The sequence below is a fragment of the Microbulbifer celer genome (genome assembly GCF_020991125.1).
Lineage (GTDB): Bacteria > Pseudomonadota > Gammaproteobacteria > Pseudomonadales > Cellvibrionaceae > Microbulbifer > Microbulbifer celer.
Window position 1 is genome coordinate 4,244,301 of the sequence record NZ_CP087715.1, and the last position, 13,507, is coordinate 4,257,807.

Annotated in this window: 12 protein-coding genes; 5 read left to right on the plus strand and 7 right to left on the minus strand. The window is 59.3% G+C overall.

Features of this window, described 5'->3' with window-relative positions; genetic code table 11:
- Positions 1-240 precede the first annotated feature (240 nt).
- The 3 genes from dnaG to rpsU all read right to left on the minus strand — a co-directional run bounded on the left by dnaG (position 241) and on the right by rpsU (position 3,189).
- Positions 241-2,304, minus strand: a complete 2,064-nt coding sequence (gene dnaG, locus LPW13_RS17700; protein WP_230437318.1) for a DNA primase — start codon at positions 2,302-2,304, stop codon at positions 241-243.
- Between the two features lie 12 nt (positions 2,305-2,316).
- A complete protein-coding gene (locus LPW13_RS17705) occupies positions 2,317-2,763 on the minus strand; it encodes a GatB/YqeY domain-containing protein (RefSeq protein WP_230437319.1) in 447 nt (148 codons plus the stop codon).
- Positions 2,764-2,973: 210 nt separating this feature from the next.
- On the minus strand, positions 2,974-3,189 hold the full coding sequence (rpsU, locus tag LPW13_RS17710; RefSeq protein ID WP_020411530.1) for a 30S ribosomal protein S21: 216 nt from the start codon (positions 3,187-3,189) through the stop codon (positions 2,974-2,976).
- Positions 3,190-3,591: 402 nt separating this feature from the next.
- Between rpsU and tsaD the strand changes: the two genes are divergently transcribed.
- From tsaD to LPW13_RS17735, 5 genes are all read left to right on the plus strand, one after another.
- A complete protein-coding gene (gene tsaD / locus LPW13_RS17715) occupies positions 3,592-4,611 on the plus strand; it encodes a tRNA (adenosine(37)-N6)-threonylcarbamoyltransferase complex transferase subunit TsaD (protein WP_230437320.1) in 1,020 nt (339 codons plus the stop codon).
- A gap of 53 nt (positions 4,612-4,664) precedes the next feature.
- Entirely contained in the window at positions 4,665-5,033 is a 369-nt protein-coding gene (gene folB / locus LPW13_RS17720) for a dihydroneopterin aldolase (RefSeq protein ID WP_230437321.1), read from the plus strand.
- Positions 5,034-5,035: 2 nt separating this feature from the next.
- Positions 5,036-5,527: a 2-amino-4-hydroxy-6-hydroxymethyldihydropteridine diphosphokinase gene (gene folK, locus LPW13_RS17725; protein ID WP_230437322.1), complete on the plus strand. Its 492-nt coding sequence runs from the start codon at positions 5,036-5,038 to the stop codon at positions 5,525-5,527.
- A 108-nt stretch (positions 5,528-5,635) separates the two neighbouring features.
- On the plus strand, positions 5,636-6,955 hold the full coding sequence (locus LPW13_RS17730; RefSeq protein ID WP_230437323.1) for an ATP-grasp domain-containing protein: 1,320 nt from the start codon (positions 5,636-5,638) through the stop codon (positions 6,953-6,955).
- 13 nt (positions 6,956-6,968) lie between these two features.
- Positions 6,969-8,993 (plus strand): CocE/NonD family hydrolase, encoded by a 2,025-nt coding sequence (locus LPW13_RS17735; RefSeq protein ID WP_230437324.1) that lies wholly within the window; start codon positions 6,969-6,971, stop codon positions 8,991-8,993.
- A gap of 14 nt (positions 8,994-9,007) precedes the next feature.
- On the opposite strand, the gene LPW13_RS17740 is transcribed toward LPW13_RS17735, so the two are convergent.
- From LPW13_RS17740 to LPW13_RS17755, 4 genes are all read right to left on the minus strand, one after another.
- Complete coding sequence (locus LPW13_RS17740; RefSeq protein WP_230437325.1) at positions 9,008-10,108, minus strand: type 1 glutamine amidotransferase domain-containing protein; 1,101 nt, start codon at positions 10,106-10,108, stop codon at positions 9,008-9,010.
- A 70-nt stretch (positions 10,109-10,178) separates the two neighbouring features.
- Complete coding sequence (locus tag LPW13_RS17745; RefSeq protein ID WP_230437326.1) at positions 10,179-11,351, minus strand: sensor histidine kinase; 1,173 nt, start codon at positions 11,349-11,351, stop codon at positions 10,179-10,181.
- Between the two features lie 127 nt (positions 11,352-11,478).
- Positions 11,479-12,183: a response regulator transcription factor gene (locus LPW13_RS17750; protein WP_230437327.1), complete on the minus strand. Its 705-nt coding sequence runs from the start codon at positions 12,181-12,183 to the stop codon at positions 11,479-11,481.
- Between the two features lie 126 nt (positions 12,184-12,309).
- Positions 12,310-13,422, minus strand: a complete 1,113-nt coding sequence (locus LPW13_RS17755) for an NADH:flavin oxidoreductase (protein ID WP_230437328.1) — start codon at positions 13,420-13,422, stop codon at positions 12,310-12,312.
- Positions 13,423-13,507 lie beyond the last annotated feature (85 nt).

The following is a 13,507-nucleotide window of genomic DNA, read 5'->3' on the forward strand; positions in this document are numbered from 1 at the left end:
GTCTGGGCTTTTCTTTGGACAAAGACGCGGGATTATAGCTTATTTGCGATAGCAATAACCACAGTGACTGTCAAGGCAGGTGGGTGGTTCAGGGTGTATTAGCGCGCTTGTCATCGGACAGCCCGGCGCCTGTGAGCGGCGGGTCAGTGTATATGGTGCCGGTGGCTGGGAATTCAAGGGGGAGGTTGGGAAATTTTGTACGGGCCTCACAAGAATACCCCGGTATCAGCGCCTTCGTATTTACTTTCGGCGGAACTGCGCCAGCAGCGCGAGTTGCTCCTCTCCCAGCTGGTTGCCGGCACTGCGCAGTTGGTTCAGCAATTCACGCTTGCGCAGTTTTTCCGTGGCCTGATCCAGGCTGCGCAGGCAATCGCAAAACTCGGTCTGCGGGTCGTACTCCTGATACTGGCCGTTTATCGCCAGCATGCGGGCGCCGGTCACAAGCTGGGAATTGGCCAGTTTTGCCAGCGTGTCGAAGGAGTCGGCTCCGTGGTGGGCGCGCCAGTGTCCCAGCAGCTGGTTGAGGTTGTACTCCGGCCGGGTTTTCAGTACCTCTACCAGCTCGGCGAACAGCTGCAGATCGGCATCTGCGCTGTTGCGAAATCGCGTGTCGTCGTCGATCAGCTGCGCCAGTTGCGGGTGGTGGAGCAACAGCGCAATCAGCATGCGCTCTGCAGGCAGGCGGTACTGGCCGCTGCGGCGTGTTGGCGCCTGATGTGAGCGCTCACTCTCGGCGGTCGGCTGCCCTTCGTCCGGGTAGTCATAATCCGCTGGAGGGGCGAAGTCCTGATAGCTGCCTTCGTACCCCTCGTATTCATCCCCAGCGCCTGGCATTGGCGGTGGTGCGCCTGTGGGCTGGTGCTGTTCGGCCGGGACGTCGGAGCGCGCCGAGCGTTCGTGGGGCTGTTTATGGAGCTGTGGGGGCTGCACCGGTTGCTGGGCCAGTTTCGCCGTGCGGGCTTTCTCCGCGGCGATGATCTCTTCCAGCATGTCCTGTTCGAGGCCGGTGCGCCGCGCCAGTTGCTGGAACATCAGCTGGCGATAGACGCCGGCGGGCAGCAGGTCCAGCAGCGGGGCGGCGGCCTTGGACAGGCGCGCGCGGCCGTCCATGGTCTGGACGTTGATACCCTCTCCCAGCAGGTCGAACATGAAGTCTTCCAGCGGGCGGCCCTGCTCATCGATCAGCTGGTCAAAGCGTTCACCGCCGATCTGGCGCACCAGGGTATCCGGGTCTTCCCCTTCCGGCAGTAACAGAAAACGCAGGCTGCGGCCGTCCTGCATCTGTGGCAATGCGGCTTCCAGTGCGCGGCGGGCGGCGGTGCGGCCGGCCTGGTCGCCGTCAAAACAGAACACCAGTTCCTGGGTGTGGCGGAAGGCGAGCTGGATGTGGTCCTCTCCGCAGGCGGTGCCGAGCGTGGCTACGGCGCAGCGGATATCGTGCTGTGCCAAGGCCACCACGTCCATATAGCCTTCTACCACGATCAGCCGCTTCAGTTCGCGGTTGGCCTGGCGCGCCTCCCACAAGCCGTAGAGTTCGCGGCCCTTGTGGAAGATCGGGGTTTCCGGGGAGTTCAGGTATTTGGGCTTGTCGTCTCCCAGAACCCGACCGCCGAAGGCGATGGTGCGCCCGCGCTGGTCGCGGATCGGGAACATGATGCGGTTGCGGAAGCGGTCGTAGTGGTGGCGTCTTCCCGGCTCCTGCTTGCCCTGGCCGCCATCGCTGTCCTGGCGGCGAATGGCGAGGCCCGCCCGCTCCAGCTGATCGGCCTTTTCCGCACTGGTGGCGAGCTGGTTCAGTAGATTGTCCCAGCCGGGCGGGGCCAGACCGATACCGAACTCTTTGGCGATTGCGCCGGACAGGCCGCGGTTTTTCAGGTAGGTGATGGCGCGGGCGGCGACCTTGTGGTCTTTCAGTTGCGCGCGGTAATACTCCGCGGCCTGCTCTGTCAGCTGGTAGAGGCTCTGGCTCTCCTGCTGGCGTTTGACCTGCCCCGGCGCCAGTTGCTCGCGCGGTACTTCCAGGCTGAGGCTGGCGGCGAGCTTTTCTACCGCTTCCGGAAAGGGCAGGCGATCGTACTCCATCAGGAAGCCGACCGCATTGCCGCTGGCGCCACAGCCGAAGCAGTAATAGAACTGTTTGTCCGGGCTTACGGTGAAAGAGGGGGTTTTTTCATCGTGAAACGGACAGCAGGCGGAATAGTTTTTCCCGGTTTTGCGCAGTTTTACCCGGCTATCGACCACCGGAACGATGTCGGCGCGGGCCAACAGGTCGTCGATGAAATACTGCGGAATCTTGCCTGCCATAGAGCCTGATACTTAGAAAGAAGCTTTAACCAGCTTACTGACCGCACCCATATCGGCGCGGCCCTGTACCTGGGGCTTCACAATGGCCATTACCTTGCCCATATCGGCCATGCTGCTGGCGCCGGTCTCTTTGACGGCGGCGGTGACGATTTCCTGGATCTCGGTTTCCGACAGCTGTTCCGGCAGGAAGTCCTGGATCACTTCGATTTCCTGCTGCTCCACCGCGGCGAGCTCCGGTCGGCCGGCTTTCTCGTACTGGGTGATGGAGTCGCGGCGCTGCTTGGTCATCTTGTCCAGCAGGGCGAGGATACGGGCATCATCCAGCTCGATGCGCTCATCCACTTCCACGCGTTTGATCTCGGCATTGATCAGTCGCAACGTGGCGAGGCGCGCCTTGTCGCGGGCCTTCATGGCGTCTTTGGTGGCGGTGGCCAGGGTGTCCTTGAGCGTCGTGGTCATGGTGTTGGGTCCGATCCTGTTTGAATGGGTATGGGGTTTCGGGGTGAATGCAGATCATAGCCCTAGCCCGCCGGGGGCGATAGGCTTTCTGTCCAGTGGTCTATGCGACCTCCAGACAATAAAAAACGGCGCGCGAGTCATACTCGGGCGCCGTTCTGGTCGCGAACCGGGTTCGCGCAGCGTGCTGTGAGCGAGAGAAAGGACTCTAACTCAGTAGAGACGCTGGAACTTGCGGTTTTCGCGCTGAAGCTTTTTGGCGTGACGCTTAACAGCGGCAGCAGCTTTGCGCTTGCGAACGGCAGTGGGCTTCTCGTAAAACTCGCGGCGACGTACTTCGGAGAGTACACCGGCTTTTTCGCAGGAGCGCTTGAAGCGGCGCAGGGCGATGTCGAACGGTTCGTTGTCTTTGATGCGTACTGAGGGCATTAGGTTACCTGTAAAAAATTCGTTTCTCTCGGCCATTCCGGCAAATTGCTCTGTCTCGCAGGGGCAATCCGGAGGCCGGTCCACAGCGAGGGCGCAAATTCTATACAGATGATCTGGCCTTCGCAAGCCTTGCGGAATGATTCCAGTGACAGCCGGGTCATGAAATCCTGCCTGAATACCGGGTTCGTAAATATAGTCGGTATTTCGCACCTTAGAATGGGGGCGGTTGGCGCCGCGATGAGCGCCCGGTGCCCGATTCAGGTGCATGGCCCAGTGCATAGGGTTTAGTACCGGTCTGCACTAAAGAGTATGATAGCGCCCCCGCGGCCGGCCCCGCAGTGCGCGGAGCGGTTGAATAGGCGGTCAATGGTGACCGTGCATCCTGAAATGAATGAGATATCTGTGCGAGTACTCGGAATTGAAACCTCCTGCGATGAGACCGGCGTAGCCCTGTACGACACCGAGCAGGGCCTGCTGGGACACACCCTGTACAGTCAGGTAAAACTGCACGCCGACTACGGCGGTGTGGTACCTGAGCTGGCCAGTCGTGACCACGTGCGCAAGCTGTTGCCGCTGGTGAAGGAGGTGATGGCCCAGAGCAGCACGGTGCCGGCAGATATCGACGGTGTGGCCTACACCGCTGGCCCCGGTCTGATCGGCGCGCTGATGGTGGGTGCCTGTGCCGGGCGCGCCATCGCCTACGGCTGGGATATACCCGCCATCGGCGTACATCATATGGAGGGCCACTTGCTGGCGCCGATGCTGGAAGATAATCCGCCAGCATTCCCGTTTGTGGCGCTGCTGGTTTCCGGCGGCCATACCCAGTTGGTGGATGTGCAGGGGCTCGGACAGTACGAACTGCTGGGGGAGTCTCTGGATGACGCCGCCGGCGAGGCCTTCGACAAGGCCGCCAAAATGCTGGACCTGGATTACCCCGGCGGCCCGCGCCTGGCGGCGTTGGCGGAACAGGGCGATCCACTGCGCTTTACTTTTCCGCGCCCGATGACCGATCGCCCCGGCCTCGATTTCAGTTTCTCCGGCCTCAAGACTTTCACCCTGACCACGGTCCAGAAGCACATGCTGGACGACGGCCTGCCGGACGATCAGACCTGTGCCGATATCGCCGCCGCGTTCCAGGAAGCGGTGGTGGACACTCTGGTGATCAAGTGTCGTCGGGCGCTGAAGCAGGCCGGTCGTAAAACTCTGGTGATTGCCGGCGGCGTGTCGGCGAATAAACTGCTGCGTCAGCGGCTGGAGGCGCGCCTCGTCGAAGACGGCTGTACCGTCTATTACCCGCGTCAGGAATTCTGTACCGACAACGGTGCGATGATTGCCTACGCCGGATGTCTGCGCCTGCAGGGTGGGCAGCGGACCGGCCTGGATATAGACGTCCGCCCACGCTGGCCATTAACAGAGCTTTGAAGAACCACCGCGTTTCCAGGTTCCGAGCCTAAATAAGTGTTTAAGAGTAGATGATGGATATTGTTTATATACGCGATCTGAAGGTGGATACCATTATCGGTATTTACGACTGGGAGCGGGAAGTGCGTCAGACCGTGAGCCTGGATCTGGAAATGGCATTCGATATCCGCGAGGCCGCACGCACCGATAATATCGAGCACACCCTCAACTACAAGGCGGTGGCCAAGCGCCTGATCGCTTTTATTGAAGGCAGTGAATTTCTGCTGGTGGAAACCATGGCCGAGCAGGCGGCGGCGATCGTGCGCGAGGAGTTCAACGTAAGCTGGTTGCGCTTGCGCCTGTCCAAACCCGGCGCGGTGCGCGGTGCCCGCGATGTGGGCGTGGTGATCGAGCGTGGTGACAAACAGTCTGCAGGGAGCTGATCATGGCAAGCGTTTACCTGAGTCTCGGCAGCAATATCGATCGCAGCAAGAACCTGTGTGCGGGTCTGGATGCGCTGGTGGCGCGCTTTGGTGACCTGACCATGTCGCAGGTCTACGAGAGTGAAGCGGTGGGCTTTGACGGCGACAATTTTTACAATCTGGTTGTCGGGATCGAAACGGCGCTGCCGGTGGGCGAGTTGGCCCTGCAGTTGCGCCAGATTGAAGACGACAATGGCCGCCTGCGCAGTGGCCCCAAGTTCAGCGCCCGCACGCTGGATATCGATATCCTCACCTATGACGATCTCACCGGTGAGATTGACGGTGTGAAACTGCCACGCGGGGAAATCCTCAAGAATGCTTTTGTGCTGTTGCCGCTATCAGAACTGGCACCGGACACGCGCCATCCTGTCGAGGGCGCTACCTATCAACAACTGTGGGAGGCTTATGATCAGGCATCCCAGAAACTCTGGCCGGTAGCCTTTAACTGGCCCTGAATCGAACCACGCTTTTACGTCTCTCCACACTAGACTGCGACCTACTTACGGTTATTCCGCCGCAATAACATATTGTTGGCTGATTTTAGTAGGCTATGGGAGCAGTCAATGCCCAAGCACTTTTTCGTCCTGGGGCTCGATTCTCTGCGTCTGTCCTTCCTCAGGTGCGTGCCGGATGCCGGTGACTACCGCTTTCATCCGTTGTTCGCCCTGGAGGAAGTCGTCAACCCGATGACATTTGACTATGACGCGATGCTGGATATTGCGCGTCAGAAGCTCGAAGCCTTTCCCGGACCGATCGCCGGTATTATCGGTCACTGGGACTTTCCTACCAGTGTGTTGCTGGCGCATCTGAGCGAGATATTTGGTTTACGCTCGGCGTCCCTAGAAGCCGTACTGAAGTGTGAGCACAAATACTGGAGCCGACTGGAACAGCGTAAACTGATGCCGGAATGGACCCCGGATTTTTGTGCCGTGGACCCGTTTGCGGAAAACCCGCTTACGCAACTTACCATAGGTTTTCCGCTCTGGATCAAGCCAATCAAGGCGCACTCATCGTACCTGGGATTTCGGATCGAAAATGAAGTGCAGTTCGCCGATGCGCTGAAAAAAATCCGCGCCGCCGTGCACAGTTGCGGTGATCCTTTCAATCAGGCGCTTGCGCATATCCCGGTGCCGGACGAGGTCGAAGATGTGGATGGCAACTGGTGTATTGCCGAAGAGATTCTTACCGGTAAGCAGTGTGGTATCGAAGGGTCACTGCTGGATGGCGAGTATCGCGTCCACGGCATTATCGATACGGTCAAAGACAGTAAAAACCTCAGCTTCACTCGCTACGAATATCCCTCTGTATGGCCGCGACACGCGCAGGAAAAAATCTGCGAGGCGGGGGAGAGGCTGTTGCGGCATATGGGGTTCGATAACTCGGCGTTCGGTATCGAATTTTTCTGGGACAAGCGCCACGACAGCTTCAAGATCCTGGAAATCAATACTCGTATCTCACAGTCCCACTGTGACCAATTCATCAAGGTACATGGTGTTTCCAATCACCAGGTACCTATTGATCTCGCTTTTGGCCGTATTCCTGATCTCAGTCACTATCGCGGCGACTACCGCACCGCGGCGAAATTCATGCTGCGCCGCTATCGCGACACCGTGCTGGAGCGGGCACCAACACCTGCGCAGATCGAATGTGTCGAGCGGGATTTTCCCGACAGTAAAATCGTGATCACTGCGGAGGAAGGGCGCAGTCTGTCAGAGCAGTCCATGCCGGACAGTTACAGCTTCGAGATCGCCAATATATGGCTTGGCGCGCAGAGCCAGCATCAGCTTCTGGAGCAGTACCACCAACTTGCGGATGCGCTGGAGTTCAGATTCGGCGACGATGGTGTGCCCGAACCGTTCCAGTTCAAGTGTGTGCGTTACTGATGGGTTGCCGTAGATGAAAATCGTCACCGACTTCCCGTATCCGGTGGAAGCCCGCGAGCATGTCGAAATCCCCATGCCCGACGGCTGCAAACTCGCCGCGCGCATCTGGTTGCCGGACAACGCCGAGCGGGAGCCGGTGCCGGCGATCTTTGAATATATCCCTTACCGCAAGCGCGACCTGACCCGTCTGCGGGATTCGATTATGCATCCCTATCTGGCCGGGCACGGTTACGCCTGCGTGAGGGTCGACCTGCGCGGCAGCGGCGATTCCGAAGGCGTGATGCGCGACCAGTACCGGCAGCAGGAGCTGGATGACGGCGCCGCCGTGATCGCATGGCTGGCAGAGCAGCCCTGGTGCGACGGCAACGTGGGTATGATGGGGATCTCCTGGGGTGGTTTTAACGGGCTCCAGGTGGCCTCGCTGGCGCCGCCGGCGTTGAAAGCGGTGATCTCCGCCTGTTCTACCGACGATTTGTATCTCGACAACATGCACTACATGGGCGGTTGTCTGCTCACCGACAATCTGTCCGAGGCCACCACCATGTTCACCGCCAACAGCAGTCCGCCGGATCCGGCGCTGGTGGGGGATCGCTGGCGGGAAATGTGGATGCAGCGCCTCAAGGGGAGTGGCTTGTGGCTGGATACCTGGCTGCGTCACCAGTACCGGGACGCATACTGGGAGCACGGCTCCGTCAGCGAGCGCTATAAAGCGATCCGCTGCCCGGTGATGCTGGTGGGCGGTTGGGCGGATGGGTACACCAATGCGATTTTCCGCTTGTTAGAACATCTGCAGGTCCCCCGTCTGGGGCTGATCGGCCCCTGGGGCCACAAATACCCACATCAGGGCGTACCCGGCCCGGCGATCGGCTTTCTGCAGGAGGCGCTGCGCTGGTGGGATCTCTGGCTCAAGGGGCGTGACACCGGGGTGATGGCGGAGCCCATGTTACGCGCCTGGATGCAGGAAAGTGTACCGCCCACCACGTACTACCGGCAGCGCCCGGGCCGCTGGGTCGGCGAGCCAACCTGGCCGGCACCGCGAATCAGCGAAGTGGCCTACGGGCTGGACAGCCACCGGATACTGATGCCCGGCGATGAACCCTGCCCGGGCGATGAAAGCGTGCATGTGCAGTCACCGCTGTCCGTCGGCCTGATGGCCGGCAAGTGGTGTTCCTACACCTGCGCCCCGGACCTGCCCCACGACCAGCGCCAGGAAGACGGCGGCTCCCTGGTATTCGAGAGCGCACCGCTGGAAGAGGCGTTGGAAATTCTGGGGGCGCCGGCAGTGGAGCTGGAGCTGGCGTGCAACCAGCCGGTGGCGATGGTTGCCGCGCGGCTTTCCGACGTCGCCCCGGATGGCAAGGCCACGCGAGTGACCTACGGCCTGTTCAACCTCACGCATCACCGCAGTCACGCCGAGCCCGAAAAGCTGGTGCCCGGCAAGGTCTACCGAATGCGGGTACCCATGAATTTTATCGGTCAGAACTTTCCCGCTGGCCACCGTATACGTCTCAGCCTGTCTACTTCCTACTGGGCGTTGGCCTGGCCGCCACCGCAGCCGGTATGCCTGACGGTCTACCCCGCGGCCAGCAGGCTGGTACTGCCGCAGCGGGCCCCGCGACTGGAAGACGAACAGATCCAGTTTGAAAAACCCGAAGGCGCCGCGCCGATATCCATTCATATGATCGAACCGGTGGAACAAAACTGGCTGGTGCACGTGGACCTGGCGCTGGACCGATCGGTGCTGGAAGTCATCAAGGATGAGGGGCTGAAACGGATCGATGAGATTGATCTGGAAGTGGCCAACCGGATCTGGAACTGGTACAGCTTCGAGGGCGATGACTTTGAAAGCCTGCGCGGCGAGACCCGCACCGAGCGCATTTTTCGCCGTGGCGACTGGCATGTGCGCACCACTACCCGCACGGTGCTCACCGCGGACAGTGAGCATTTCTATATTCACGCGGAACTGGATGCGTGGGAGGGAGACTGTCGGGTGTTTACAGAGAATTGGCTGCGCAAAATCCCGCGAGATTTTCTGTGAACTCTGGTGGTCGTTTATGAGCCTTCCCTGATTTTGTTTGACGCGGCCTTAGCCCGCGCCAGTAGTCGGATAATATCCAGAGTTTTTAGCAGTTCCCCCTTCATTGCTGCCACCACACCGTGCATAGCCAGCAGTCGTCGATCCAATCTGTTGCCGTCCAGTTGCTGAAGCCTGTTGCGGGCTTCGTGCATCCCCTGTCTCTCATAGGTGAGCAGCAGGGCCACGGTATTTTCGGCGGGCGTGATGGTGCGGGGTACCGGCTGATAACCCATAGCGCCTATCATCGCCTCTGTCAGTTGCCAGGTGGACCAGGGGTTTTGCCCTGTAAGAAGCCGGCCGTCCACGCTGATCTGCTCAAGGTAGGCTGGACCCGCTTTAAACACTGCGCCATCCTGCCGCAAGGCATCTTCCAGCAGAAACGGAAAAACGCTATCCGCATCTGGGATCAAAAACAGCTCTTCCTCATTGGTGAAAGCGCTGACCTGGCGGCGGTGTAACAGGGGTTGTCCGTTTTTCAGGGTCACCCCGGCCAACGCGGCGGGTCCGTGGCATACGGCGCCGATAAAGCCGCCTGCATCATAGATACTTGCAACCAGCTCCTGAATGGCATTATTGCCGGGAAAATCAAACATGGCGGCCTTGCCGCCGACAAAAAATACCGCGTGGTAGTCGTCGGGGTCGACAGCGTCAACTGGCAGGCTGTTTATGGTTTTTTGCTGAGCAACAGAGTCGTTCAGGAAACTGTAATCGAAGGGGCCCATGTCATCCCGATCGATGACGGCTCTCGGCTCGCCACCTTCCGGGCTGGCAATGTCCACCTCAAAACCGTTGGTGGTAAATACATAGTAGGGGCGTGCCAGTTCCGTCAGTTCGTAGCCGGTCTTTCTCCCGGTATTTCCCATCTGTTGCGTACTGCTGACCACCATCAAAATTTTGCCGCGATGCGCATCTGGCTTCTGTTGCAAGTAAGTCAGGTCTTCTGGCTTTGTTAGGGCGAGGGTGTCGTGATCCGGAGCCGCCGGAACCAGGCTGGCGAGCCAGAAGCCGATACCAGTCAATACGAGTAACACCGCTGCCAGAGAAAGCAGGGAATTGATCAGAAGTTTTTTTGTCATGGGGTGTCTCCTTTTGAGGTTGGGGAAACATACCCATGTGGCGGTGAAAGCGAGGTGAAATACAGGGATTTTACTCTGTCGCGGGTCGAGGAACGATAGTGATACAGAAGCTGTTTGGTTCCTCCTTGCAATCGATACGACGCTGCCAGCCGAGCGCATCCAGAATGCGATCTACCAGAAAAAGTCCCTGGCCCAGCCCTGTACTGGTGGGACCCTTTTCGCTGCGCAGAAATGAACGCATCGTATCGACTGGCTCTGCAATGGGGTTTGCAAATTGTACGGTCTGCCCATCAGACGTGATGCTCAGTTTCAGTGGCGCGGCATGGTACAGGGCGTTGTCGACAAGGTTGTCGATAAGCAGCGCCGCCAGCGTGGGATTGCCCAAAACCGCAAGCGCTGTCGGCACTTCGAATACAAGCTCGCATTCTCGTTTTTCAAGTTGGGCAGTACGCGCCAGCAGGCGTTTTTCCAGCAGGGCGCGTAAGTCAAACGTTTCCAGCGTGGTGGACTCGGAGCGGGCCAGAGCGAGCAGGGCGGATACGGTATTTTCCATTTCCTGCATTGTGCGCTGCAGGAGTTGGGTGTCCTGTACGCTCAGGCCGGAGCTGGGTGCTACGGCTAGAGCGTTTCTGGCGATGGCAAGATTCGTGCGCAGCTCATGGGAGATATCGCGGGTAAATTCTGTCTCCCGCTGTAGCGCCTGTTGCAGGCGGTAAAAAGTGGTTTGCAGTGTTCTGGCGAGAAAACCGATTTCGTCCGGCGCATCCACCGCCGAGAAAGTCACTGCGCTTTGATGGCTTTCCGGATGTCGCTTCTGAACTTCATCCGCCAGTGTCAGCAGTGGCTGCACCGTGCGGCAGGTCAGGCGGTGCGCGGCCCAGAGCGAAAGAAAAGAGGTGGCTGCCAAGGCGGCTACCAGTAACCAGACGAGGCGGCCAGACATTGGAGTAACCGCCAGTAGATTGCTGACTTCGGCGGCAAGGATCAGGCTGCGTCCGTTATCCAGTTCCAGTCGCCGCAGGTGGAAGTGCCGCTGGCTATCGCTAAACCATTCTGTACGGTTGGACCCTTCGGGTAGTGCCGCCAACAGGTCTGCCGGTGGTGGGTGTTGCTGGTCGTAGATTTGAAAACCGGGCAGTCTGGGGGCAGGGATTTTGCCGCGTTCTTTATAATGCCGGGTTATGAAACCGGCCTCCTGTGCCACCAGATTGTCCAGCAGGGTGTCTTCAACAACATAAGCCACGACGGCGCAGATACCGGCATACACCAGGCACAGCAGCAGCGTGAATAGGCCAAAAGTGATAAAGAAGCGTTGCTTTAAACTCTGCCTGACCGTTGGTGTGGATGACGTGTCAGGGCTGAGAGTGGGTTCAGGCGTGCCCAAGGTCGCTGCCTCCCTCTGAGGTGAGGCGGTAGCCCACGTTATTGAGGGTTTTCAGCATGGGACTGTTGTGACCGCGGTCCAACGTACGTCGCAGGCTGTAAATGTGGGATTTGAGGGCGTCGCTTTCGGGCGGCTCGGCGCCCCAGATGCTGTGAATCAAAGTGGACCGGCTAACCGGCTGCGGGTAGGCCTGTGCCAGAAGCCACAAAATATCAAAGCCGATAGTGGTGAGTTGCAGTGATTGTCCGTTGCGAGCAGCACTGCGCTGTCGCTGGTCTATTTTCAGTTCCCCAATGCATAGCTGCCGGCTCTGGTGCAATTTATTGCGTCGTGCCAATGCCTGGCAACGCAACGCCAGCTCGCGCAAGTCGAAGGGTTTGCAAAGGTAGTCGTCGGCGCCGGTACTGAATCCCTGTACTTTATCGGCAAAGGCATCCCGGGCGGTAAGCATCAGTACGGGAATATTTACCGGCGCATCCCGCTTGATTTGCTGGCAGACCTCAAGGCCATCCATATCCGGCAGGTTGAGATCCAGAAGTACCAGGTCGTACTGATTTTGTAAGGCGAGTTCCGTACCCAGTTGGCCATTGTGGGCAAAGTCCAGCTGCCAGCCATGGGACTGCAAGAAATCCCCGGTCTGCCGGGCAATAGTCGGGTTGTCTTCGATCAGCAGGATGCAGAGCGGGGACACGGGCGCACCTGGGGTTTTCACTGTTTTATTTTTACCTCGGACTTGTCACATGTCGGGGATGACTGTGGCCATTGTGACAAGTTCCGAGTGAAGTTGAAGTGAAATCTCCGGGTGCCCGTGCTGCTTTTAGCTCAGGCTTGCCAGTGCCTCTTTGGTAAACGGCACGATTTCTTCCTCGCGCCCTTCCTTCACCTTCTTCAGCCAGTTCGGGTCCTGCAGTAACGCGCGGCCCACGGCGATCATGTCGAATTCATTGGCGTCCATACGGCGAATCAGCTCGTCCAGGCCCGTGGGATTGGCGGTGCCGCCCATGCCCTGGTTGTTGCCACCGATAAAGTCATCGTCGAGGCCGACACTGCCCACAGAGATGACCGGTTTGCCGGTGAGCTCTTTGGTCCAGCCTGCCAGGTTCATATCGGAGCCTTCGAACTCCGGCACCCAGAACCGTCTTGTGGAAGCGTGGAAGATATCCACACCGGCATCTACCAGCAGCGTCAGGAAGCGCTGTAATTCTTCCGGCGTTTTTGCCAGCTTGGCTTCATAGTCCTGCTGTTTCCACTGGGAGAAGCGGAACACGATGGCGAAGTCCTCACCGACGGCCTCGCGCACGGCTTTGACGACCTCTACCGCAAAGCGGGAGCGATTTTCCAGCGAGCCGCCGTATTCATCGTCACGCACGTTGGTGCCGTCCCAGAAAAACTGATCGATCAGGTAACCGTGGGCGCCGTGGATTTCCACACCGTCGAAGCCGACTTCTTTTGCCGCGCGGGCGGAATCCGCAAACGCTTTGACGGTGTCCTGAATATCCTGCTGGGTCATGGCGTGGCCGTTGGGCTTGCCCGGTTTGAACAGGCCGGAAGGCGAATGCCCGGGAACGGATTTGTCCGGCCCGATACCCTCTTTGCGCACGGCACCCACATGCCACAGCTGGGGAATGATCTGGCCGCCGGCGGCGTGGACCTCGTCCACGACCTTTTTCCAGCCCGCCATCGCTTCTTCGCCGTGAATGGCCGGTACGTTTTCATAACCGTTGGCGGCAGGATGGCCCACCCAGGTGCCCTCGGTGATGATCAGGCCTACTTCACCCTCGGCGCGGCGGCGATAGTAGCCGGCAACCTGGTCATTGGGGGTATAGCCGGGAGAGGCGGTGCGGGTCATGGGGGCCATGGCCACGCGGTTGCGGAGTTTCAGGGATTTGTGTTCAAACGGACTCAGCAGGCTATTCAGGTCAGTACTCATAACGGTCTCCCGTTGACAGGAATTCGGCGGGCAAGGTCGGCTTCGACGGTGTGGGCCCGCGATTAAGGTTGCGTAATGAAACCGG